This window comes from Algicella marina (assembly GCF_009931615.1).
GTDB lineage: Bacteria > Pseudomonadota > Alphaproteobacteria > Rhodobacterales > Rhodobacteraceae > Algicella > Algicella marina.
Genome location: NZ_CP046620.1, coordinates 865,238 through 888,721, shown reverse-complemented (window position 1 = coordinate 888,721; position 23,484 = coordinate 865,238). Strand labels below are relative to the sequence as shown.

At 60.2% G+C, this 23,484-nt stretch carries 27 protein-coding genes; 11 read left to right on the top strand and 16 right to left on the bottom strand.

What is annotated here, in order from left to right; all coding sequences use genetic code 11:
• Positions 1–53 precede the first annotated feature (53 nt).
• Both murI and GO499_RS04390 read right to left on the bottom strand, forming a co-directional pair.
• A complete protein-coding gene (gene murI / locus GO499_RS04395; protein WP_161861048.1) occupies positions 54–863 on the bottom strand; it encodes a glutamate racemase in 810 nt (269 codons plus the stop codon).
• Positions 863–1,735 carry a lysophospholipid acyltransferase family protein gene (locus GO499_RS04390; RefSeq protein WP_161861047.1) on the bottom strand — a complete coding sequence of 291 codons (873 nt, stop codon included), beginning with the start codon at positions 1,733–1,735 and terminating at the stop codon, positions 863–865. The genes murI and GO499_RS04390 overlap by 1 nt, the downstream gene beginning before the upstream one ends.
• A 196-nt stretch (positions 1,736–1,931) precedes the next feature.
• Here GO499_RS04390 and GO499_RS04385 point away from each other — a divergent pair, with 196 nt between their 5' ends.
• The 3 genes from GO499_RS04385 (at position 1,932) to GO499_RS04375 (ending at position 4,148) form a co-directional block, all read left to right on the top strand.
• Entirely contained in the window at positions 1,932–2,807 is an 876-nt protein-coding gene (locus GO499_RS04385; RefSeq protein WP_161861046.1) for a GDSL-type esterase/lipase family protein, read from the top strand.
• Positions 2,808–2,890: 83 nt separating this feature from the next.
• Positions 2,891–3,841, top strand: coding sequence for a radical SAM protein (locus GO499_RS04380; protein ID WP_161861045.1), 951 nt, complete (start codon positions 2,891–2,893; stop codon positions 3,839–3,841).
• 100 nt (positions 3,842–3,941) lie between these two features.
• Complete coding sequence (locus tag GO499_RS04375) at positions 3,942–4,148, top strand: hypothetical protein (RefSeq protein WP_161861044.1); 207 nt, start codon at positions 3,942–3,944, stop codon at positions 4,146–4,148.
• Positions 4,149–4,206: 58 nt separating this feature from the next.
• Here GO499_RS04375 and GO499_RS04370 read toward each other — a convergent pair whose 3' ends face one another.
• Complete coding sequence (locus GO499_RS04370; protein ID WP_161861043.1) at positions 4,207–4,671, bottom strand: anthrone oxygenase family protein; 465 nt, start codon at positions 4,669–4,671, stop codon at positions 4,207–4,209.
• A complete protein-coding gene (locus GO499_RS04365; protein ID WP_161861042.1) occupies positions 4,671–5,297 on the bottom strand; it encodes an NAD(P)H-dependent oxidoreductase in 627 nt (208 codons plus the stop codon). The genes GO499_RS04370 and GO499_RS04365 overlap by 1 nt, the downstream gene beginning before the upstream one ends.
• A 76-nt stretch (positions 5,298–5,373) precedes the next feature.
• On the opposite strand from GO499_RS04365, the gene GO499_RS04360 reads away from it, so the two are divergent.
• Both GO499_RS04360 and GO499_RS04355 read left to right on the top strand, forming a co-directional pair.
• On the top strand, positions 5,374–5,967 hold the full coding sequence (locus GO499_RS04360) for a TetR/AcrR family transcriptional regulator (protein ID WP_161861041.1): 594 nt from the start codon (positions 5,374–5,376) through the stop codon (positions 5,965–5,967).
• Positions 5,968–6,039: 72 nt separating this feature from the next.
• A complete protein-coding gene (locus GO499_RS04355) occupies positions 6,040–6,939 on the top strand; it encodes a DMT family transporter (RefSeq protein ID WP_161861040.1) in 900 nt (299 codons plus the stop codon).
• Between the two features lie 67 nt (positions 6,940–7,006).
• On the opposite strand, the gene GO499_RS04350 is transcribed toward GO499_RS04355, so the two are convergent.
• Entirely contained in the window at positions 7,007–8,590 is a 1,584-nt protein-coding gene (locus GO499_RS04350) for a CAP domain-containing protein (protein WP_161861039.1), read from the bottom strand.
• A gap of 358 nt (positions 8,591–8,948) precedes the next feature.
• Here GO499_RS04350 and GO499_RS04345 point away from each other — a divergent pair, with 358 nt between their 5' ends.
• A complete protein-coding gene (locus tag GO499_RS04345; RefSeq protein ID WP_161861038.1) occupies positions 8,949–9,653 on the top strand; it encodes a M48 family metalloprotease in 705 nt (234 codons plus the stop codon).
• Between the two features lie 10 nt (positions 9,654–9,663).
• On the opposite strand, the gene GO499_RS04340 is transcribed toward GO499_RS04345, so the two are convergent.
• The 7 genes from GO499_RS04340 to GO499_RS04310 form a co-directional block, all read right to left on the bottom strand.
• Complete coding sequence (locus GO499_RS04340) at positions 9,664–10,203, bottom strand: RSP_2648 family PIN domain-containing protein (RefSeq protein ID WP_161861037.1); 540 nt, start codon at positions 10,201–10,203, stop codon at positions 9,664–9,666.
• Positions 10,200–11,393, bottom strand: a complete 1,194-nt coding sequence (locus tag GO499_RS04335) for an RSP_2647 family RNA methyltransferase (RefSeq protein WP_161861036.1) — start codon at positions 11,391–11,393, stop codon at positions 10,200–10,202. The genes GO499_RS04340 and GO499_RS04335 overlap by 4 nt, the downstream gene beginning before the upstream one ends.
• An 80-nt stretch (positions 11,394–11,473) precedes the next feature.
• A complete protein-coding gene (locus GO499_RS04330; protein WP_161861035.1) occupies positions 11,474–11,641 on the bottom strand; it encodes an RSP_7527 family protein in 168 nt (55 codons plus the stop codon).
• A gap of 103 nt (positions 11,642–11,744) precedes the next feature.
• Positions 11,745–12,467: an ABC transporter permease gene (locus tag GO499_RS04325; protein ID WP_161861034.1), complete on the bottom strand. Its 723-nt coding sequence runs from the start codon at positions 12,465–12,467 to the stop codon at positions 11,745–11,747.
• A complete protein-coding gene (locus GO499_RS04320) occupies positions 12,457–13,143 on the bottom strand; it encodes an ABC transporter permease (protein ID WP_161861033.1) in 687 nt (228 codons plus the stop codon). The genes GO499_RS04325 and GO499_RS04320 overlap by 11 nt, the downstream gene beginning before the upstream one ends.
• A gap of 51 nt (positions 13,144–13,194) precedes the next feature.
• On the bottom strand, positions 13,195–13,941 hold the full coding sequence (locus GO499_RS04315) for a transporter substrate-binding domain-containing protein (protein ID WP_161861032.1): 747 nt from the start codon (positions 13,939–13,941) through the stop codon (positions 13,195–13,197).
• 79 nt (positions 13,942–14,020) lie between these two features.
• Positions 14,021–14,425: a hypothetical protein gene (locus tag GO499_RS04310; RefSeq protein WP_284154893.1), complete on the bottom strand. Its 405-nt coding sequence runs from the start codon at positions 14,423–14,425 to the stop codon at positions 14,021–14,023.
• A gap of 40 nt (positions 14,426–14,465) precedes the next feature.
• Here GO499_RS04310 and GO499_RS04305 point away from each other — a divergent pair, with 40 nt between their 5' ends.
• A complete protein-coding gene (locus tag GO499_RS04305) occupies positions 14,466–15,575 on the top strand; it encodes an alpha/beta hydrolase (RefSeq protein ID WP_161861030.1) in 1,110 nt (369 codons plus the stop codon).
• Between the two features lies 1 nt (position 15,576).
• Here GO499_RS04305 and GO499_RS04300 read toward each other — a convergent pair whose 3' ends face one another.
• From GO499_RS04300 to GO499_RS04290, 3 genes are read right to left on the bottom strand one after another with little or no spacing between them, the layout of a single operon-like run.
• Positions 15,577–16,107, bottom strand: coding sequence for a sarcosine oxidase subunit gamma (locus tag GO499_RS04300; protein WP_161861029.1), 531 nt, complete (start codon positions 16,105–16,107; stop codon positions 15,577–15,579).
• Positions 16,100–19,111: a sarcosine oxidase subunit alpha family protein gene (locus GO499_RS04295; protein WP_161861028.1), complete on the bottom strand. Its 3,012-nt coding sequence runs from the start codon at positions 19,109–19,111 to the stop codon at positions 16,100–16,102. Before GO499_RS04295 ends, GO499_RS04300 begins: the two co-directional genes overlap by 8 nt.
• Entirely contained in the window at positions 19,108–19,431 is a 324-nt protein-coding gene (locus tag GO499_RS04290) for a sarcosine oxidase subunit delta (protein WP_161861027.1), read from the bottom strand. Before GO499_RS04290 ends, GO499_RS04295 begins: the two co-directional genes overlap by 4 nt.
• A 380-nt stretch (positions 19,432–19,811) precedes the next feature.
• Here GO499_RS04290 and GO499_RS04285 point away from each other — a divergent pair, with 380 nt between their 5' ends.
• Complete coding sequence (locus GO499_RS04285) at positions 19,812–20,045, top strand: hypothetical protein (RefSeq protein WP_161861026.1); 234 nt, start codon at positions 19,812–19,814, stop codon at positions 20,043–20,045.
• An 83-nt stretch (positions 20,046–20,128) separates the two neighbouring features.
• Here GO499_RS04285 and GO499_RS04280 read toward each other — a convergent pair whose 3' ends face one another.
• Positions 20,129–21,376: a sarcosine oxidase subunit beta family protein gene (locus tag GO499_RS04280; protein WP_161861025.1), complete on the bottom strand. Its 1,248-nt coding sequence runs from the start codon at positions 21,374–21,376 to the stop codon at positions 20,129–20,131.
• A gap of 258 nt (positions 21,377–21,634) precedes the next feature.
• Here GO499_RS04280 and ccmI point away from each other — a divergent pair, with 258 nt between their 5' ends.
• The 3 genes from ccmI to GO499_RS04265 are packed head-to-tail and all read left to right on the top strand — an operon-like array spanning position 21,635 to position 23,477.
• A complete protein-coding gene (gene ccmI, locus GO499_RS04275; RefSeq protein WP_284154892.1) occupies positions 21,635–22,771 on the top strand; it encodes a c-type cytochrome biogenesis protein CcmI in 1,137 nt (378 codons plus the stop codon).
• On the top strand, positions 22,768–23,250 hold the full coding sequence (gene ruvX / locus GO499_RS04270; protein ID WP_161861023.1) for a Holliday junction resolvase RuvX: 483 nt from the start codon (positions 22,768–22,770) through the stop codon (positions 23,248–23,250). Before ccmI ends, ruvX begins: the two co-directional genes overlap by 4 nt.
• Positions 23,247–23,477 (top strand): DUF1289 domain-containing protein, encoded by a 231-nt coding sequence (locus tag GO499_RS04265; RefSeq protein ID WP_161861022.1) that lies wholly within the window; start codon positions 23,247–23,249, stop codon positions 23,475–23,477. The genes ruvX and GO499_RS04265 overlap by 4 nt, the downstream gene beginning before the upstream one ends.
• Positions 23,478–23,484 lie beyond the last annotated feature (7 nt).

The following is a 23,484-nucleotide window of genomic DNA, read 5'->3' as shown; positions in this document are numbered from 1 at the left end:
GAATATCCTCCGGTTTCCGCCTGTCATCTAAGGCAGAAACCGGGGCAACGCAATCACATCGCCTTGAACGGCAGCGTCACCCCGAACAGCCGCTCCGCACCGGCACACACCGTCGCCGCGTCGCCGCTTGTCACCAGTTCCAGCCCGCCGCCCCCGCCCGCGAACTGCGGAAACCGTCGCAGGTAGCGCTCCAGCGCCCGCGCCACCAGCGTGCCCTGCGACAACACGCGCACATCATCTGGCAGTGCGCTGCGGAAAGCCGCTTCCATCAGCGGGTAATGCGTGCAGCCCAGTACCGCCACATCAGGTGCCGGTGCCATAGCCAGCGCTTCCGCCACATAGCCCCGCACCAACCGCCCCGCATCCTCGCTCCGCCCCTGTTCCAGTGCCTCGACAAGCCCCCCGCAGGCCACGGAGTGCACTTTCGGCCCTGTCGCCCGCAGCGCCAGTTCCCGAGCAAAGGCTCCACTTCTCACGGTGCCCGGCGTGGCGAAGAACAGCACGTCCTCGACCGGGCGCGCCACCTGCTCCGCCCCGTGCCAGGGCCGCGCCGCGATCTCCTCGATCATCGGCACCAGCACACCCAGCACCCGCCGGTCCGCCGGCACGAAATACTCCTGCATCGGGCGCAGTGCGATCGCAGAAGCCGTGTTGCAGGCCAGCACGATCAGCCCGCAGCCGCGCCCGAACAGGTAGCGGCAGCCCGCCATTGTCAGGTCCAGCACCTCCTGCTCCGACCGTTCGCCATAGGGCGCGTGGGCGGTATCACCGAGATACAGGAAGTCCTGCTCCGGAAATTTCTGGCGCAGCGCCCCCAGAACAGTCAGCCCGCCGAAGCCGCTGTCGAAGACGCCGATGGGCATCAACGCCCCTCTTCGAATTCGAACCCGTAGGTCAGGTCGTCGATCCGCTTGGGCGAAAGCGCATAGGTTTCCGCGCGAAGATAATCCATCAACCCCTTGGCATCCCCGGCATATCTCCGAATGTTTTCCATCGGCAGCGGCTCGCCTACAACCACCGGAACCTTCTCGCCCACCCGAAGCTTGAACTCGTTGATCAAAAGCGCCATCCGCAGCGTGTAATGCACGTGGCTCGCCACCTGGAACAGCCGCGAATTGTGGCCCTCGAAGAACACAGGCACCACCGTCGCACCGCTCTTGGCGATCAGCCGCGCCGTGAACCGCCGCCAGCCCGGGTCCATCGGCCGCCCGAACGGTTTCAGCGCGGTCGAGACTGTGCCGCCGGGAAAAATACCCATGCAGCCACCGTCAGCCAGATAGTCCAGCGCGATCTTCCGCGTCTCGATATTTACCCGCTGCGCCTCCTTCGTCTCCTCGAAGGAGATCGGCAGGATGATCCGGTTCAGATCCTCGGCCTTGCGGAACACCTGATGCGCAAGAATACGGAAATCGCCCCGCGTCTGGCTGAGGATGTAGCCCAGCATCAGCCCGTCCAGAATGCCGTAAGGGTGGTTGGAAATCACCACCAGCGGCCCTTCGCGCGGGATATTGGCCAGGCTCCCGGCCAGCACGTCCAGCCCGAGAGCATAGCGTTCCACCATCACTTCCCAGAAATCACGCCCGGCCCGCACCTCGTCGTCGTAGCCCTTGGCCATCCGGATCAGCTTGATGCGGCCTGTCAGGTTCTCGACAGACCGGATAAAGCCCCGTCCCGCCCGTGTCTGGGCGGAATTCGCATAGGAAATCTCTCGGGTTATCTTCAGCGGGTTGGGCATCTTGCGTTTCCGAAAAGTTCACAGGATGTAGCGCAGAGCCATGGGCACTGTCCAGAGAGGGACAACGCCGGACCGGTTTCCTCGCGTACAAGATGGCCGTAATCGTGGCCGACGCCACACACCCGGTCACTTGAGGCGTCCCGTGCCTTTGCTACACTCTCGAAGCGGCCGCCCCTTGTCTTTCGGGATTTCGATCATGCTTTTTTTCGGCGACAGTCACACTTCCAACGACAAGAATGAGTCCTGGGCTCCGCACGTTGCCGCTCTGTTTAGCCAGGAACACCGCAATTTCGCAAAAGGCGGCCACACCAGTCACGAAACCCTTGCTGCAGTACGCAAGGCCATCCCGCTCAGCGACCGATTTGCGTTCCTCTACACCGGCAACAATGATCATTACGTAGAGCCAGAGGTGATCGCGTCATCGCTTAACACCGAGCAGAGCTTCCAGATTCAGGGCCACACCCGCCTGCGGGTCGGCGGCATCATCCGGATTCGCAAGCACATTGTCGAAATCGCCGAAATGAAGAAGGGTTTCGTCACCCTGCGCCAACCGCTGCCCTTCCGGCCCGTCGGCGGCACGCGAATTGAAATCGCCCGCGCCGAAAACATCGCCAAGATCGTCCGCCTGCTCAAGTCGCAGAACGTGGAGCATATTTTCGTCCTCGGCGCCCACTACCGCAACTTTTCCGCGACGGAGCGGGAAACGGGCGACTTCATGGAGCATGGCTTTCTTGAGCAGCGCAAACGCATGCGCGGCCTGCGCACAGCCCAGGCTGAAGCGGCCCGCGCAATGGGCGTGCCCTATATCGACCTCGTGCGCCTGTTCTCGGACGAGATCACCGCCGGTCGCCAGACCCAGGGCGACACCTCTTTGCACACCAAACCCGGCAACGGTCACCTCAGTCCTGCAGGCAAACAGGCGATGATCGGCGACCGCGTCGCCGACTGGCTGCGGGCGGAGGACTATCTGGCCTCCCCTCCGATCTCCGCACCAGCCTTCAAGCCCGAACCATCACACCGGCCAGCCAAGCGCCGGCGTGCGCTCACCTCCCTCTTCAAATTGCGCTCCTGAACGCTCACGCAACTGTTTGCCCGCACCGCTTGACCCTTCGTCCGTTTGAGTCATTGTTCAATCTGCGTCAAAACGGGTGAACGATGACAGATCAGGCTCCACTGCAACCGGGCGGCAAGTTTCAGCATCCCGACATCACCGCCAAGGGGGAGGAGCGGGCTTCCGTCTCGTTGTCCGATCCGAAGACGCTGTGGTTCAACACCGGCACGCTCTGCAACATCGAATGCGCCAACTGCTATATAGAGAGCAGCCCCACCAACGACGCCCTTGTCTACCTGACCCGTGCCGACGTCGAGGACTATCTCGACCAGATCGAGGATCGCGGCTGGCCGGTTACGGAAATCGGCTTCACCGGCGGCGAACCCTTCATGAATCCGGAGATGATCGCCATGGCCGAGGCCGCCCTCCTGCGCGGCTACGATGTCCTCATCCTCACCAACGCCATGCGCCCGATGATGCGCAAGACGGTGCGGGAAGGTCTGCTTCTCCTCCGTCTCGCCTTTGGTGACAAGCTGACACTGCGCGTGTCGCTCGATCACCACACCCCGAAGCACCACGATACGGAGCGCGGCAAGGGATCCTACGAAAAAACCCTGACTGGGATGCGCTGGCTGCGCGACAACGGCTTTCGCATGGCTGTCGCCGGCCGCACCGTCTGGGGCGACGACGATGCCACCAGCCGCCGCGGCTATGCCAACCTGTTTGCTCGCGAGAACTTCCGCATAGATGCAATGAACCCCGGCGAAACCGTGCTGTTTCCCGAAATGGATGAAACCGTCGATGTGCCGGAAATCACCACCGCCTGTTGGGGCATCCTCGGCAAGCAACCGGAGGAGGTGATGTGTGCGTCGTCCCGCATGGTCATCCGGCGCAAGGGTGCCGCCGGCCCCGCCGTCCTCGCCTGCACTCTTCTTCCCTACAGCCCGGAGTTCGAACTCGGGTCAACGCTGGCAGAGGCGGAACGCCCCGTGAAACTCAACCACCCCCATTGCGCCAAGTTCTGCGTTCTCGGCGGGGCGAGCTGTTCAGCCTGAATGCATCACGTTTCGTGATGCATTAACCATCAATCATTCATTTTCATTATGTCACTCCGGTCCCTATATCAGGCTCACCAAGATAAAGGGACACACAGACATGACACCGGAACTTCACTTTCGCGAAGCAGCCCCGGCCCCGCAAATCCATCAGGTGCGGCGGGCGCTGGTCCTCCTTCTCGTCTTTCTTCTCGGCTACGGCATCGCCACCATTCAGCGCGCACCTGATGTGCAGGGCGCAGGGCTCGGCGCCACCCCGGCACAGATCGGGGACTGGCATGGCAACGTGATGCGCTCGGGTCGCTGACGGCAGGCATCTCCGCCCGGTTGCGGCCTGCCGCACCGGGGGAAGCCCGCCGCCATCTTCATATCATGCGCCAACCGATGATGAACGCCAGCGCCGCAAACGCCGATGCCAGCGTTCGCACATGGTTCAATCGCGTCCAGCGAACAACGTAGACGCGCCAGTACGCAGCCGCCTCCGTCCCCGTCAGCCCATCCAGCCGCTTGTTCATCGGCACATTGCCGAACATCGTCACGCCCATCGTTCCGATGGCATAGATGATCGCTCCGCCAAGAAACCATGGCGCGCCGCCGGTTCCGCCCGCCAGCAGCGCCACGGCAAAACCTGCCGGAACCAGCCCCAGCAGCAGCACCATGAAGACGGAGCGATAGACCTGCCGGTTGATTGCCTGCATCGCCTGCCAACCGCCATCGCCCTCCGTCCGCTGCAACGCCGTCATCACGAAATCAGAGAAGGTCAGGAATACTCCGGCCACCAGACCCAGCGCCAGCGCCCCGGCCAGCACGCTCACTTCCAATCCGCCCATCACGCAGCCCTCCGCATCTCTTCGCCACGCTCAGCCACCGGCCCCTGTGCCGCCGCCGCGCCCATGCGTTCCGCCTTCGCCAGCCATTTCGCCCGTGTCGGCGCGTCCGACAGCTTGACGGAGCCGAACTGCACAACCCGCCGCGTCCTGATCCCGCAGAAGCCCAGAACCTGGTTTCTCAACACCCGCCGTGCCGGGGCGCGATAGATCAGCGTGTCGATCCACGGCGGCGTGTCCGAGGTTATGATCCCATCCCCGGTCCGTCCCGACAGCAGCTTGTCCCACCCCATGCCACGGCCATGATACTTGTAACCGAAACCCGAACTCAGCGCCCGATCCAGCACCGCCTTGGCGCGCGCGGGCATCGCCCCCCACCAGTATGGATGAACGATCACAACATGGTCGGCCCAGGTAATCATCGCCTGCCACGTCACCAGGTCCGGCTCCAGCATCGGCTGCGGCCTGCCGAACCCTTCGTAGTCCGCGTCGAACCGCATGTCCGCCAGCGCCATCTGCCGCACTTCGGCGCCTTCACGCTCCGCTCCTGCCGCGTAGGCGTCGGCCAATGCCGCGTTCAGGGATCCCGGCTTCGGGTTCGCATCCCAGATGAAAATCCTGCGTTTCATGTCGCCCTCCAATCCGTCGACTCAACTTGACACCGTGTCAATTGACACCGCGTCAAGTACCTGCCACATTGACATCATGTCAAGTGAAATATCCGGGACCCCCGCCAAAATCCTGAACGCCGCCCTGACCCTGCTGGAGCAGGGTGGGCCGGTGCGCATGGCCGATATCGCCCGCGCCGCCGGCATCAGCCGGCAGGCACTCTACCTGCACTATCCCAACCGCGCCGACCTCCTGATCGCGGCCACCCGCCACCTCGACGAGATCAAGAATATCGACGACCGTCTTGCCGACAGCCGCGGTTCCGAAAGCGGGTTGGACCGTCTTGCCGCCTATATCGACTGCTGGGCCGCCTACATTCCCGAGGTCTACGGCGTCGCCCGCGCGCTCATGGCCATGAAGGACACGGACGCCGAGGCCGCCACCGCGTGGGCAGGCCGAATGCAGGCTTTCCGCGAAGGCTGCGAAGCCGCGATCCGCGCTCTCGCCGAGGATGACACCCTTGCGCCCGACCACAGCATCCGCGAGGCCACCGACATCCTCTGGACGATGCTGTCCATCCGCACATGGGAACATTTCCGCCAGGATTGCGGCTGGAGCCAGGAACGCTATGCCGAAACGATGCAGACCATGGCCCGCACCCTGCTCACCACCGCGCCGGCCAGTGCATGACCGGCCCATGCCGGTGATTGCCTGCGCCAGTCTGTGCCCCTAGTCTCCGGCCAGACGAAAAGGCAGCCCTCCATGACCAGACCTCCCGCCCTCGCCTGGCTCGCCATCGCCGTCACGGTAACGATATGGGCGTCCTTCCTCGTCGTCACCCGCGCGGCAATGACATCGCAACTCGGCCCGGTTGAGGTCGGGTTGATCCGCTCCGGCGTCGGCGCCCTGTTCTTCCTGCCCCTGATTCTCCGTCGCGGCCTGCGCCCGCCCGGCGCGGGCTGGCGGGAACTGACGCTGATTCCACTCTGCGGCGGTTTCCTCTTCGTCATCTTTCTCGGGCTCGGTCTCCAGCGCGCTCCGGTCGCCGACAGCGGTGTCTTCACCCCGTCGATGCTGCCCGTCTACGTCGCCGTACTTTCCGCCCTGTTTCTGGGCGAGCGTTTCACGCGCCTGCGCCTCGCCGGCTTCGCCCTCATCGTCTTCGGTGCGGTGGCTGTCGGCGGATTTTCGGCCCTGTCGCGCAGCGGCGATGTCTGGTCCGGCCACCTGTTGTTCACGCTCGCCTCGATCTCGTGGGCAGTCTACACCCTCGTCTTCCGCCTCTCCGGGCTGCGGGCAGAGGACGGCGCCGCGATCCTCAGCTTCTGGTCGGCACTGGCCTTTCTCGCCGTCGGCCTGTTCACCGGCATCAGCTTCGCGGGTGTGGGCGCCGGGCCGCTGGCTATCCAGATCCTGTTTCAGGGCGTGCTGTCGGGCTTCGTTGCCAACTTCACCTTTTTCTACGCCGTCCACCACCTCGGCCCGTCGCGCAGCGCCGCCTTCGCGGCTCTCGTCCCGGTCCTCGCCGCCCTCGGCGGCTGGCTGTTTCTGGGTGAACCGATCGGCCTGCTGAAAGCCACCGGCATCGCCATCGTGGTCGCAGGTGTTCTCCTCGCGTCCGGCGTGTTCAGGGCCAGATCCACATCCGGCCTGCGGCCCTGAACTCCCTCCCGGTAATGCAGATGGGGCAATCAGCGCTCCACTCGCACCATGCCCCCCGCGTGACGCCTCACAACAGGTCCAGCACACCGTCCGGCAGCGCCGAATCGTCCAGCACGCGCCCGTCGGCCCGCAGGTCCGCAAGGCTGTCCGTCACCCCTGCAAGCGTCATCTCGTGCACGCCACCGATATAGAGCGCCAGTCCCGCGCTCACGCTTCGGCCAGTCACCCCGCCCGGCTGTTCGAAATACAGCACATCGGCATCGCCGAAGCCGTTTACCCAGTCGCGCGCGCCGTCAGCCATGACGAAATAGTCGTCCCGTCCGGCATCCTCGTCATAAATCACATCACTGCCCGCACCATCGACGTAGACGTCCCGTCCGGCACCGCCGCGCAGCCTGTCGCCCCCAGCGCCGCCGATCAGGATGTCCGCACCGTTGCCGCCGTTCAGCCAATCACCGCCCGCGCCGCCATCCAGCACATCGTCACCCGCGTGGCCGTTCAGCGAGTCGCGGTCGCCGCCTCCGTCGATACTGTCATTGCCGCTACCGCCCCACAGCTTGTCACGGCCGTCGCCGCCGCCCAGCCGGTCGTCGCCCGCACCGCCCCGGGCGACATCCGCGCCGCCCTCGCCAAACATCCGGTCATTGCCGTTGGAGCCGAATAGCCTGTCATTGCCGGCGCCGCCAAGCAGCAGGTCATTGCCCCAGCCGCCCTTCAGCGTATCGTCCCCCGCCAGCCCGCGCAGCGTGTCGTTGCCACCCAGTCCGTTGACCAGATCGACACCATCGGTGCCATCGAACACGTCCGCGCCCGTTGTCAGGTCCAGAAACGCCACCGACACCGCGTCCCGGTCCTCGACGACATCGATTTTCACGTTGTCCGATCCGATGGTCACGGTCGTCACGTACTGCCCGTTCAGGTCACCACCTTCAAAACCCAGCGAATAGGTGCCCGGCGGCAGCCGCAGCGAATAGCCGCCCGCGTCCCAGGTGGAAGTCGCAAACGTACCGGCGGCATTCCACGCCGTGACACGGACCTCTCCCTGCCCTTCGCCGATATCGTAGAACTCGTCGCCGTCGGCATCGTCGATCACCACGCCAGTCACATAGGCATAGCCGCCCCGGTCGCCGAAATTCTGCGTCACGTTCTGCGAATTGTCCGCACCCACCTCGTAGCCGACACCGATTTCCGAGAAACCGCCGTTGAGGATATTGCGCTGATGCCCGTCGGAGCGGAACAGGTTGTTGTGCAGTCGTTCGGCACTGCCCGCAGAGTTCGGCGACTCGTAGCCGCTGATCCAGGCGATGTTCTCGCCGCCGGCAAAACTTCCCTGCGGCCCGTAGCCCGCATCCTCCATCCGCTGCCACGGCGACGTGCCGGTAAACGGATTGGTGTGGTCGAAGAAATCCATCTCGTGCATGTCGCGTGAATGGCCCTCGGCGGCGATGTCCAGCGCCCCCACCACCGCCAGCGCCTGCTTCGGACCGCTGCTCACACCCGAAGCAAGCGCCTTGTCCAGCCGATCCGACTCCGCGTTAGGGTCCGCCCGCGCCCTGTTGATCAACTCGACGATGAACTGGTCCTGTGCACTCGGCCCTTCGAAATCGAGATCATAGGCAGAGTCGGGCAGCGAGGGGATGGTCGTAGGCATATCGGCAGTCTCCGTGCCAGTTGGGCGCAGACGCGCTGGTTGCGGAATTCGGGGAACGGGAACACTCTCGACAGGCGATCACGCTCTTTGCGGGCGCTTGTCCGAACAATTATGCGATCAAATTCCTGACGGCGACAGAAATCTCGCCGGGCGGCAGGTTTCGGCGGATAAATGACGCCGACAGAGCTATGACACTTCTGCATATGTGCAGCGCACCGGGAAATCCTTGACCGTTCGGTCCGAAAAAGGATCGGCAACGCCCGAACTCGCATTTTCTCCGCCGTAAGTCGCCTTCCCGCTGTTTTTTGCCATACCAAAACACTACCTAACCCATACCAAACCCATATTTGACAGAGAGATGCTGCGACTCACCCCGATCCTCCTTGCCATCCTGACGGCCGTGGTCATGTACCAGATGTCCTCGTGGCGTCTGAAACGTCAGCTCGACGCCCAGTCGACCCCGCTCGACGAGCCGCGTTTGCGTGCCCTTGCGAAACGCATGGCCAAGGCACTGGATCTGCCGGACCTCAACGTGCATGTCTATGAAATTCCTATCATAAACGGCCTCGCTGCCCCCGACGGGCGCATCTTCGTCACCCGTGGTTTTCTCGACAAGATGAAGCTCGGAGAGATCAGCGAGGAGGAGGTCGCCTCCGTCATCGCCCACGAACTCGGCCATGTCGCTCTCGGCCATTCGAGGCGCCGGATGATAGATTTTTCCGGCCAGAACGTGATCCGCGTCATCCTCACCCTGCTGCTCGCCCGTTTCATCCCAGTTATCGGCGCCCATATCGCTGATTTCATTGCAAAATTGCTGGGCAGCCGCCTCTCCCGCCAGGATGAATACGAGGCCGACGCCTACGCCGCCGCCCTGCTCACCCGCGCCGGAATTGGCGTAAGACCTCAGATCAACCTATTCAGAAAGCTGGAAAAAATGGCTCCGGCAGGTGGCATGCCCGCTTGGATGCTCAGCCATCCCAAACCGCAGGAACGGATCGCCGCGATAGAGCGTCTCGCCTCCCGTTGGGGCTCCAACCCATTGACACCACTACCTAAAAACTAGTTTCGGCCCGTCAGCCGACGGCCTTGCCCAGCCTTGGCAGGCGCAACCGCTTCAACAGCGCCCGCATCGGCTGTTCGCGCCCCGAAATCTTTTCGGTTCGCACCCTAACCGCCTCCAAAACCTCGATAAATCCAGCCTCATTGTGGAACAGTTCCAGCAGGAATTCATCCGGCCCACGCGGCAGGATGCCATAGCCCGCCAATACCCGGCCGGGGAAGTCTCGCAAGTTGAACGTCAGCAACTCATCCGCGCCTCCGGCCACAGCCGCCGCCAGAACATGGGCATCGTCCGCATCTGGCAACTCGATTTCCCGTTGCAGATCAAAGCTGTATGTGACTTCCGCCTCAGGGTGTACTGCCCGCAGCAACGCGATCTCCCCCCGAGCCACGGCCTCGCCATTCGCCCCCAGCCGCGCCGCCGCCCGCGCCCATTCTTCCAGAATCCGCGCCGACCATACGGGTGTAAAGAACCCCCGATCCGCCGCCCCCATCAGAATTTCTCGCAACACCGTCGGATAAAGAACACAGGCATCCAGCAGCACCCGGCTCATGAAAGTCTCAGGAAAATCGCCTTCAGATAGGCACTCTCTGCCAAGGCCGGATGTACCGGGTGGTCCGGCCCAGCCGCACCCGTGTGCAACAGTTGGCAGGCACGTCCGGCCTTGCTGATGCCGCGCAGTGACACCTCGCGAAAGCGTTTCAAATCAACGGCATGGCTACAGGAGCACAGAACCAGATAGCCGCCGGACCGCACCAGTGGCGCCGCCTTGCGCGCCACCCGCTCATAGGCCCGCAACCCCGCGTCAACGGCACTCTTGGCCGGCGCAAAGGCCGGTGGATCGCAGACCACCGTATCGAACGTCGCCGCTTCTTCGGCCAAGGCATCCATTTCCGCAAAGGCATCACCCTGACGCGTGCTGAACTGATCACCAAACCCGGCCTCCGCCGCGCCCTCCGCCGCCAGTGTCAACGCCGCGGCCGAGCCATCGACACATACCGCCCGTTTAGCCCCCGCCGCCAAGGATGCCAGAGCAAAGCCACCGACATGCGAAAAAACGTCGAGAACAGAACCACTTGCCGCGAGGCGCGCCGCAAACGCATGGTTTTCTCGCTGGTCGTAGAACAAACCGGTCTTCTGCCCGCCACGCAGATCCGCCCGATAGATCGCCCCGTTCATCGGCACATCCACAACGTCGGGCACCGTGCCCGTCAGCGCTGTAGAAGCGTCGTCCAGGCCTTCCAGTCCCCGCGCCCGCCCCGATGCGCTCTTCCAGATGCCGGTCGCGCCCGTCACGTCCCGCAACGCCCCAGCCAGATCGTCCAGCATCGTCTCAGCCCAGGCTGCATTCGGCTGCAAAACCAGCGTCGCGCCGAACCTGTCCACGACCACGCCGGGCAGACCGTCCGCCTCGGCATGAATCAAGCGATAGAAAGGCGCTTCATACAGTTGCTCCCGCAACTCGAGCGCTCTTTTTATCTTGTTTTTCAACCACTCACGATCAATCGCCACGCCCTCTGCGCGCTCCAGCACCCGAAAGGCAATCTTCGAGCTCGGGTTGAAAGCGCCGGTCGCGACGTAGCGTTTCTCGCCGTCCAGCAGATCGACAATCGTGCCCGGCACCAGCGCCTTGGTCCGCCGGTCCAGTACCAGTTGATCGGCATAGGCCCAGACCGCGCCATGGCGCAGCGGCATCGGTGATTGCTTGGGCAGCAGGCGGATTGCGGGACGGTGATCTGTCATCCGCACTCCCTACCCAACCTTCAGGCAAAACAAAAGCCGCCTTGTAACGGGCGGCTTTGCTTCAGTCTGTCGCGATGCGATCAGGCGTGTTTTCTTGTCGCGAAAACGTTGCCCAACCGGCGGAAACCGCCGGAAATTGCACGAACCATTGCCGCGAAACCATCACGAATGGCTTCCGCACGCATCTGTTCTGCTTCACGCTCGATCCGAGCGATCTCACTCGGGCTGGGATAATTGTAATCGGCCATAACTGCTCCATTCCACTTTTCGTGTTACAGCAGAGATAATAGGTATGCCGAAGTTATTTTGCACCGCACAAAAACGCAAAGCCGGTTTGCCGGCAGGGAATATCTATCTCAACCCAATCTTCATTTTTTTCGTCTTGGTCCGCGTCACCCGCAAATGTGCAAGGTACTTGGCCTCCAGCATTCGAAATATGAAAACCACGCAGAGCGTTATTGCCATGTACAGCACGGCCGCTGTCAAAAGTCCTTCATAAGCAAGGTAATAGCGGGAGTTGAGTGTTCGCCCTGCGCCGAGGATGTCGATCAAGGGAATGGTGCTTGCCAAGGAAGATCCGTGTAACATGAACACCACCTCGTTGCCATACTGTGGCAGTGCGCGTCGCATAGCCGAGGGCAGCAGTACCGCCAGGGTCGTCTGACGTGGCGTCATCCCCAGAGCCTCCGAGGCCTCCAGCTCACCCTTCGGTACCGTCTCAACGGCACCGCGTACAATTTCGGTGACATAGGCACCGGAATTCAGGGAGAAACAGATCAGCGCGGACCAGTAAGCCTCTCTTAATACCGGCCACGCATAACTGTCCCGGACAAATTCGAACTGGCCAAGGCCGTAGTAGATCAGAAAAAGCTGCACCAGCAGCGGCGTGCCGCGAAAAACGTAGACATAAGCGTTAACCAGTGGTGACCAGAAAGGTAGGCGCCGCGCCCGGGCGAGGCCGGCCGGCACTGCAATGCACAGACCAAAGACAAGTGCCAGCGCAGTCAACTGAAGTGTCATCCAGACGCCTTCTGCGAAGAGTTGCCAGTTTTCCAGCACCAACTCAATTCGCATGTGTCTTCTCGGCGTAGCGACGGGTCAACCACTCGAATATTTGCGTGGAAACCCATGTAATACAAAGATAAATCAAGAGAGCAAAGGCAAGAAACGTAAACGGTTCCCGAACTGACTTACCGGCATCGTTGGCCAGGCCGACAAGATCCTGCAAACCTATGATCGACACTACGGCGGTGGCCTTGACCAAAACCTGCCAGACATTGGCGTAGCCCGGCAGCGCAAAACGGATAAGTTGCGGCACCATAACGAGGCGGAACACCACGAATGGCCGCAATCCCAAAGCCGCCGCCGCCTCGCCCTGACCCCGCGGAATGGTCAGATAGGCCCCGCGAAAAGTTTCCACGAGATAAGCCCCATAAATGAAACCGATGGCGATCACGCCGGCCCAGAACTTGGACAGGTCGATGTATTCCAATCCAAGTGTGCCACCGATCTGGTTGAGGGCTCTTTGTCCACCGAAATAGATCAGCAATATCAGCACGAGTTCCGGCACACCGCGCACCAGCGAAGTGTAGATCAGCACAGCTCCGGAGCCAACGCGCCCACCGGCAACGCGACCGACGGCACCGAGCGCACCTAGTAGCGTGGCCAGGAACAGCGCACATACTGCCAGCGAAACCGTGACAAAAGTGCCCTTCATCAAAAGGGGAATGTAAGGGATCAGTTTTTCCATCAGGTGCGCACGGACCTGTAGACCGTGCGCACCCCGATGACAACGGTTTTATCAGCCGCCGTAAATGTCAAAGTCGAAGTACTTTTCGTTTATTTTCATGTACTCGCCAGTACCTCGGATAACGCCGATAGCGTGCGAGAACGCGTTGCGAAGGTCTTCTTCTCCCTGACGCACACCGATACCCGGCCCGACGCCATGATATTTCGGGATGGAATAGTTGGGGCCGAAAAAGGAGAAACCGGCACCCGCGTCCGTGTTCAGAAAGCCGTCAAGCGTCGCGATGCTGTCCGCCATCAGTGCGTCGATCCGGCCAGAAGAAAGATCGAGGAAGACTTCATCCTGCGTTCCGTAGAGTTTCAGGTCAATCTCGGGGAATTCCCCCTCCATGAACTCTTGATGGATCGTGCCACGCTGCACACCCACGGTCTTGCCATCCAGTTCCTCAAGGGTCATCCCCTCGGGCCCCGTGAACTTCGCAGGCGTGTTGTAATATTTGTTAGAAAAATCAATGACTTTTTTGCGTTCCTCGGTGATGGACATTGAGGCGACAATGGCATCGCACTTACGCTCCAGCAACGCTGGGATGATGCCGTCCCAATCGGTTTTCACCATCTCGCAAGATTTGCCCATTGCGTCGCAAAGTGCATTGGCAATGTCGATATCGAACCCTTCGACATCACCACTCTCGGTCGTATACGAAAACGGCGGATAGGCCCCTTCGACACAGATGTTGATATCCGCCGCCACAACGTTACTCGCCATACCAGCCAATACGATCGCACCAAGTACTGATCTCATTACTTTTCTCCCGGAACAAACATTTCAAAAAATTGACCCAACCACCCAAGTTCGTCAAGCGAAACCGCGGGAAGATGCTTCATGTCCAGACGGATTTGAGCGTGGAGATGATACCGCAGGCAGTCAGCGAAGGCAGCAGCGACCAATGGATTGGCAGAGGAGACAAGAGATGGTGGGCAGCCAGCAGGCCAAACAAGGTAAACGAGGCCAACGCCAAAGCGGTCACGCCGCCGGGCCCTGCTACCAGCGCGATCATGGCAGCGACGAGCACAGCCAACCCTACCATTGAGCCAAGAATTGCGATCCCAATACCGGCGATCAGAACAGCCACAAGAGCAAGCCAGCAGGTTAGGGCACCTCGCGCCCATTCCGAAGGAGCACCTCCCAAGAAAACAATACCAAGAAAGATAATGGCCGGCAGAATCAGAGTAATAGTTCCTGCCGGCGTAACAAAGATCACACTTCCACTATTCATCAATTTCAACCTTTGCTGTAGCCTGAAGACAACTTGATGGGGGTACAATATGGTACAAATTTTCTTCGCGACGAACCGGGACGTAAAGTACGAAACATCGAAAAACTCGAACAATTTCGGAACACGCTTCAACGAAGCCGGTCCTCAATTGTTCAGGCTCGGCAAAACCGATGTCAAACTGACTGGCGACCCGCTGGACGATAATGCTTGGGAAGTGGGCCATACGGAACTCTATCCGGAGGTTCTGGATTCACGCCGGAAAGAAGGCGCCAAGCTCGGCTCCGCTGCGATGTTTGCGGACCTTCGCGAAATCCTCAAGGAAAAGCAAAAGGATGTCATCATCTACCTGCACGGCTTTGCCAACGATTTCGTCAATACGGCAAAACGCACCGCCGCATTGGAGCACCTCTATGGTGAAGGAGGAAAATCAGCCGTCGTCGTCGCCTTTTCCTGGCCATCCAACGGGAAGGTCTTTGGCAGCTACAATTATCATTCGGACAGAGACGACGCTTCGCTTTCAGGCGTGGCAATGGCGCGCGTACTTGCCAAGCTTGTTGATTTTCTTCAAAAACTTCGGGCCGAAGATCGACAGACCATGATCGACGCGCAGCGTGAAGGTAGGGTTCCGACCGATGACGAACTTCAACAGTGCAACCGCTCGATCCACATCGTTGCGCACTCAATGGGAAACTGGGCTCTGCGCCACGCCATCAACCGGTTCGCGGAGATCAACGAAGGCCGCGTACCACGAATTGTCGATCATTGTTTCCTGATGGCAGCTGACGATGACGCGGATACATTGCGCGACGAACACAAGATGGCAAAGCTCCTGCGCCTCGCAAACTATATCCACGTCTACCATGCCCGCGACGACCGGGCCTTGCAGATCAGCGACAGCACCAAGGGCAACCCAAACCGGCTGGGCGCGCATGGCCCGGAAAACCTGGATCTGCTGGACGAACGCGTGATGGCGATCGATTGCCGGGATGTCAGTGACACAGCACCGGACCATGGAAGACATCAGTACTATCGATTGCGCAAGGAAGTCATCACCGACGTCGTGGCCACGCTCGCCGGGCGCCCTCAGGATGGACGCACCAACAGGGTAGCAACGCGGCCAGGGCGCAGCTGGCGGATACTAAGCGGCAAGACCGCCTGATTTAAAAGAACTCCGGCACTGTTCCGGGTGCCGCGCTCAAGCGTAGCAGGCCCTCCACGTAATCCTCGACAGAGCGGAAACAGACAACTTCGAAACGGGTCTCAGAGACGAGCCAGAAAGCTGCCGCCACCTGCGCCAGCCGCGTCCGCCGGATTTGCCTTTGCCCAAAGGCTTCAGGCGATAGATCTACCGGCGCAAGTTTAGCAAGTACTTCCCGGGCACGGGCGCCTTCGACTGCGAAAATGGTCCTGGCATCTGAAACCTCTGCAATCAGGATGTGCTGATCTCCCGCACTGGATTCCATTTTGGTCAGTGCTTGCTCCACCTCTTCTTCTGGAAACAGCAGTAGCAACTCATCCGGGGCCATCCATGCCAAGCCCCTTCCATCCTCCAGCATAATCTCTCGCGGCCCGGGCAACGCCATTCCTGTCGCCGCCTCGGCAACAGCGGCGACCAGCTTTTCCGCCAGATCTCCCTTCATAGAAATCATTCCACGGCGGCCCAGCTTTTCGACATGCACGATTTCAGACATTCTGCCGCTCCCCTTCCTTGTCGAGGAAAACCGGATCAACAACCCGTGCCTTGATCACCCTGTCCCCTTCCACCGGGAAGTCGAGCACTTCACCCATCCGGTCGGAGCCCCCCTTGATCAGAGCCATGGCAATGGAACGCTCTAGGGTTGGCGAATAGTAAGTCGAGGTGACATGACCAATGGTCCGGGCCTGGCCATAAGCATTCTTTCCCGGCTCGACCGCATGGGCACCATCTGGCAGCACGGTTTGTGGTTCCAGCGTCTCCAACCCCACAAGTTGTTTTCGGCCCGGCCTCTGAAAATCACTGCGCATCTGAGCCCGCTTGCCGATAAAATCCGCTTTCTTTTTAGACACCGCCCAACCAAGATTCAGATCCTGAGGCGTTACTGTACCATCCGTCTCGTCTCCGATCATCACGAACCCCTTTTCAGCGCGCATCACGTGCAGCGCCTCGGTGCCATAGGGCATGATGCCATGAGCTTCGCCTGCTGTCAGGCAAGCATCCCAGAATGCCATCCCCTGCCCCGCTGGCACAGCCACCTCATAGGACAATTCACCAGAGAACGAGATGCGAAACACACGGGCGGCGATGCCCGCAAGCTGGCCATCCGCCCATTTCATGAATGGCAGGTTCTCTGCCGAGAGGTCCATACCACCGAGTGTTTCGAGAACCGTCCGCGCCTTTGGGCCGACCACGGCGATCTGGGCATATTGCTCCGTCAGATTCGCGGTATGGACTTTCAGGTCCCACCACTCCGTTTGGAGCCACTCCTCCAACCACGCATGAACCCTGTCCGAGCCCCCAGATGTGGTGTGCAGCAGAAAACTGTCTTCACTCAAACGGGCGACGACGCCGTCATCGAAGAGAAACCCATTCTCAGTGCACATCAGCCCATAACGGCAGGAACCCCGCTTCAGGCTGCTCATCATGTTGGTATAGATCAGGTCGAGAAACCGACCGGCATCCGGCCCCTTTACAAGGATCTTTCCAAGAGTAGACGCATCCAGCAGACCGACCGCAGTGCGCGTGTTCAGGATCTCCCGTTTCACAGCATCATCGCGGGTTTCGCCATCTCGCAGATAGGTGAACGGGCGGCGCCATTCCGCGACCGGTTCCCAACTTGCACCATTGGAGTCGTGCCATCTGTCGATCGGCGTCTTACGCAATGGTTTGAACAGCGCACCTCTCGCCTCCCCGGCGATTGAGCCCATCGAGATCGGGGTGTAGGGCGGGCGGAAGGTTGTTGTCCCAACCTGAGGAATTGGCGAATTCAAAGCTCCAGAAAGAACAGCCAGACCATTGATGTTGCTGAGTTTCCCCTGGTCCGTTGCCATCCCCAATGTGGTGTAACGTTTAGCATGCTCCACGCTTTCGAAACCCTCACGGGCGGCGAGTTCCACGTCCGCGACTTTCACGTCGTTCTGGAAATCCAGGAACGCCTTGGCCCTAAGCGTCGCCTTCGCGCCCTGCGGCATGACCCAGACCGGTGCCATCGGATCTTCTGCCGGGACGCGTAACTGAGGTTTGGGCACATCAACAGCCGCATAGCCCGAAGACCGTGCGGCCGAGTGTGCGGCCGCTATTGCATTCTCGAGACAATCGTCGCGCAATGCTCCCGCGGCCGCCCCGGCGGCCAATACGGATACCTCGCCATCATCGCCAATCGGTGGATGCGCAGGATCGGGAAGAAAATGGGCCTCTTCCTCGTTCCAGACCAGTTTCCCACCGCAATGCGACCACAGGTGCACTACCGGAGACCAACCGCCCGACATAGCGACGCAATCGCATTCGATCGTGTCAATGATGCTTCCTTCGCCGGCTTGGACGCAAATATCGACAGCTTCGACACCCGTCCGCCCCTTAACCGCAGCAATGCCGCGCCCGGTTTCAACTTTCAGCCCAGCGGCGCGCGCAGTTTGCGGTAGGACTCCATTCGCAGATTGCCTGGCATCGAGGATCACGGGCACCATCAATCCGGCGGTATGCAGAGCAAGAGCCGTGCGGTAGCCGTCATCGTTGTTGGTGACAACAACAGTCCGGTCGCCTGGGGAAACGCCATAAAGCCTAACATAGTCACGCACCGCAGATGCCAGCATCACGCCCGGTACATCGTTTCCGGCAAACGACAGCGGCCGCTCGATTGCACCTGTGGCAGTGATGATCCGACGCGCCCTTATGCGCCAGAGCCTGTGCCGCGGACCGTCGCTCGACGCAAGGTGGTCGTCCAGCTGTTCGTACGCCAGCGCGTACCCGTGATCGTATACGCCTGCCCCCATCATCCGGTTGCGCACCGTTACGTTCTCGAGCGCGGTTAACGTTTCCAGTTCCTGCGCCACCCAGTCCGCACCTGGCTTGCCATCGATCTCGACGTCGTCCACCAATGCCCGGCCACCGAACGTCGCGCCTTGCTCACACAACAGCACCCGCGCTCCGGAAGCCGCTGCCGTTCTTGCCGCTGCAATTCCGGCGATACCGCCGCCGATGATCAATACATCGACATAGGCATAAAAATACTCGTAGCGGTCAGCATCCGCGTCCTTCGGCGGTTTGCCCAGACCGGCGGACTGGCGGATGATCGGCTCGAAAACATGCTTCCAGGCCGCCCTGGGGCGGATGAACGTCTTGTAGTAGAAACCTGCTGGGAAGAAACGGGAGAGGCGGCTGTTGATCGCGCCGACATCGAACTTCAGCGTCGGCCAGTGGTTCTGGCTACAGGCGGTCAACCCATCGAATACCTCCGTTGTCGTCGCCCTTTGGTTCGGCTCCAGCGTCTTTCCCTCACCAATGGTGAACAGCGCATTCGGTTCCTCTGCACCGGCTGCAACGATCCCTCTGGGCCGATGGTACTTGAACGATCGCCCGATGAAACGCTGACCATTTGCAAGAAGCGCTGAGGCGAGCGTATCCCCCTCGAACGCTCTCATCCGAACATTGTTGAAAATGAATTCAACTTGTTTTGTTCGATCTATGAGTGCACCACCCTGCCCCAACCGCGTTGTCATTGATTGATCTCCCAGTCAGGCCGCCGGGCACGGATGGCGGCGATGATGTCTTCGGGAATTTCGCTGACTTGCGCCGAATAAGTGCCGAACACTTCCAATGTCTTTGTGCATCGCGCAGCATGAAACCACTTGCCACAGCCGAATGAATGACGCCAGCGCTCGAAATGAACTCCGCGCGGGTTGCGACGCTGGAACAAATATTCAGAGAAAACTGCATCGTCAGTTTCTGGACCCGCGCGGCGCAGATGGGCTTCACCACCGGGCGAAAACTCGGTTTCTTCACCGCGAACTCCGCAGCAAGGGCATGAAAGTATCAGCATGGAAAGATTTCCGGTTTTGAAGACAGGCCAGCAAAGTCGGCCAATCGGACAGATGATTCGGTGCGAATTCCCATCGTTGGAAGCCTATGATTATTGAAAGTTGGAAGTCGGTTGCTCACAGGAGACAAACGCGGCTTATCGTTCCAGCAAGACAAATTTGGCGCAAAAATGACAGGCGCAAGACATTTTTGTTTAATGTAATCAATTACTTGAGCGAACAACCTTTGATTGATCTGCGTGCGGTTTGTGATCGGCATACGATTCCAAGCGAGTGCGCCGCGGCTGTTACTTTTTACACAGTGTTCACCAAGGCTTCCTGCCATGCTATGGTCATCAGCACTTGAAACCCAGTAACGATGCAACTTCGTGGGGGCGAAGACATGAGTACAGAAACCATCAAAGAAGACCTGCTCGCCGCTTCGGAAGCCAGCAAGGAATTCATTGCTGAATTTTTCTATGCCCCGATGGGTGTGGAAGCCTCGCCGCTGCTGACAAGTGTCACTCTCTACGGTCTCCTCGCAATTCTTGCGTTCGCGCTCTACCGGATCTCCAAGCCGGCACCGCATCCGAGATACCGTAAACATGTCGAGTACGATTTCGGGCGCAACAAGTAACCCGCGCCATACCGCAGAGAACACCACCGTAAGCGCGGCCCATGAGGCCGCGTTTTTTTTGTGCGTCGCGGACTCAATCAGCATCAGTGTGCCACCGCCGCCGCGACACTCTCGTCGATCATCCGGCCTTCGCGGAAGCGATCGAGACTGAAGGACGATGCCAGAGCACGTGGTGCGCCGTCAGCCACCATCTCAGCCGTTGCCCACCCAGACCCCGGGATTGCCTTGAAGCCGCCCGTACCCCAGCCGCAATTAATAAAGACGTTTTTCACCGGAGTACTTGAGATTATTGGCGAACGGTCGCCAGTCATGTCGACGATGCCCCCCCACTGACGCAGCATTTTCAGTCGGGAAATCATCGGGAAGGTTTCGATCAGCGCTCGCACCGTCTCCTCGATATGCTGGAACGAGCCGCGCTGAGTGTAGTTGTTGAAGCCGTCCGCACCACCACCGATCACCAATTCGCCCTTGTCGGACTGGCTCATGTATCCGTGGACGGTATTGGCCATGACGACGCAGTCCATGCAAGGCTTGATCGGCTCGGAAACCAAGGCCTGCAACGCGACGCTCTCCACCGGCAGCCGAAAGCCGACCATCTCCGCAAGTACTCCGGACGATCCTGCCACCACAATGCAAAGTTTCTTACACGAAATCATGCCTTTGGTCGTCTCGACGCCGGTGACGGCCGCCCCATCCCTTTTGATGCCAGTTACTTCGCACTGCTGGATGATATCGACGCCTAAGTCAGAGGCCGCGCGGGCATATCCCCAGGCAACGGCATCGTGTCGGGCGGTTCCACCTCGGGCTTGCCAAAGCCCGCCAAGCACCGGGTAGCGTGGCCCAGTGACGTTGATGATCGGCACAATCTGCTTGATCCTGTCCGGTGTCACCATCTCAGATTCGATCCCGGCCAGCCGGTTCGCATGTGCCGTGCGCTGCCACGCCCGCAGTTCGGGTTCCGTCTGCGCCAGCATCAACACTCCACGCGGACTGAACATAATGTTGTAATTGAGATCCTGACTCAGTGTCTCATACAAGCCCCGCGACTTTTCGAAGATCGCGGCACTTTCGTCCTGTAAATAGTTCGAGCGGATGATAGTGGTATTGCGGCCCGTATTGCCGCCTCCAAGCCAGCCTTTTTCCAGAACGGCTACCCGGCGGATACCATGGTTTTTGGCAAGGTAATAAGCGGTTGCCAAACCGTGACCACCAGCACCGACTATAACCACGTCGTAAGTCGCCTTCGGCTCCGGCGATCGCCATGCCCGCTCCCAGCCGATGTGGTGGCGAACGGCCTCGCGAGCAATGGCAAATGCAGAATAGCGTTTCATTCCGGCTCCCGTACACAAGGGAATCAAGAGTGTGGCACCTTGACCCTATCCCACTTCTGCCTGATTGCCGATCTTGGTCAATTCCGGTCACCGGCACCCTGATCGCGGTTCGCGACATTTTCGAGAGGTGCGACATCTGGCCAAGGATTCAACATTGCAGCCATCTGCATGTCGGCGATAGTGTCGCCATCCAGACAAGGGAGCAGATCAGTGTGGTTTTGGCCAGTCACGATAGCGGTGACGTTGGGGGTATCTATCGTGGTGCTCCGTCAAGTGTGGAATGCCCCGGCTACAGCCAGTGACGGTCCCGGCAAGGATCTCGGCGTCTATCGAGACCAGTTGAACGAGATAGAACGCGACCTTGCACGCGGCACACTTTCCTCAACCGAGGCAGAAAATTTGCGTGTGGAGATCAGTCGCCGAATACTCGCAGGCCATGGAAACGTGGCGGTGGCAGCCGATACTTCTCAACACAGCTTCTTGGCAGTCGGCCTGGCGGTGGTGTTTCTTTTCACTGGTCTTGCGACCTACCTGCTTCTGGGCGCCAGTGGCCTGCCCGACCAACCTTTGCAAAAGCGGCTTGCTGAGGAATCAGCACGGGTCGCAGACCGTGTCGGACAGAAAGAGGCAGAAGCCATGATCTCGCAGGGCGGTCCGGAGCTCGACCCGGAAGAATTGGCCCTGATCGACAGGCTCGAAAACCTCCTGAAGGATCGACCTGACGATGTTCGGGGCTATCGACTACTTGCCGGAAATCTCGCCAACCTTCGATTGTTTTCCCGGGCGGCGCGGGCTCAGGCACATCTGGTCGACCTTTTGGGCGAGATGGCAACTGCCGATGACATTTTTGCCTTGGCTGAGTATCGCATTCTGGCCGTCAAAGGCTATGTTTCTCCCGAGGCGGAAAGAGCTTTGCGCCGGACGCTGACACTTGCTCCTTCGGATCCGCGTGCGCGCTACTATTCTGGTCTGCTCGCGTATCAGTCCGGACGCGCGGACATTGCCTACGATCTCTGGAACCGCCTTCTCGCAGAAGGACCCTCGAACGCTCCATGGATCGCCGCCATAAGATCGCAGATTGCAGAGGTCGCAATCGCGGCAGGTCGCAATGTACCCACGGGGCCAAGCGGCGCAGATATTGCCGCGTCGGAAGCCATGAGCGATGATGAACGGGCCGCCATGATTGAAGGCATGGTGGAAGGATTGGCCCTGCGTTTGGCTGATGAAGGCGGCACATTGGACGAATGGGAACGTCTGATCCGCGCCTACGGGGTGCTCGGCAGGACAGCCGATGCCAGCAGGGCGTGGCAAGATGCACGCCAAATCTTCACCGACGATGAGGTCGCACTCAACCGCCTGCAACAGGCCGCGCGCGATGCCGAGGTCGCGCAATGATCCATCCCGATACCTCAGACTTCATCGCTGAACTTCCCTCTGTCGGTGCGCTGATGGGCCTCGACCTCGGCACCAAGACGATCGGTGTTGCCGTGTCAGACACACTTCGCAGCGTCGCGACGCCCATCCTCACGATAAACCGCAAGAAATTCACTGGCGACGCCGAAGCACTGGAGGCAATCATTGGTCCGCGTGCGATCTGCGGTATCGTCATCGGAATGCCTCTGAACATGGACGGCAGCCGCGGCCCCCGCGCCCAGTCCACCGAAGCCTTTGCACGCAACATGGCCACGCGCACGATCGTTCCCATTACCTTCTGGGATGAGCGGCTTTCTACCGTGGCCGCCGAGCGGGCATTGCTCGAAGCCGATACTTCCCGCCGCCGCCGGGCCGAAGTCATCGACCACGTGGCCGCTAGCTACATTCTTCAGGGTTTTCTCGATCGACTCACTCACATGCGGCGCGGGCGTGTCCCATGAGCGACGATATCTGGCGGCGCGAGCGTGTTATAAGCCCCTGTGTGAAAATCTGCGTCCTTCATCCCGACAGCCAACTTTGCATCGGCTGTCTGCGTAGTGGAGAGGAAATAGCAAACTGGTCGCAAATGTCTTCCGAGGCTCGCGCCGAGATCATGGCAGTTCTGCCGGAACGAAAACCCCTGCTGCAAAGCCGGAGAAAAGGCGGCAGAAAAGGCCGGCATCAATAATCTCAAT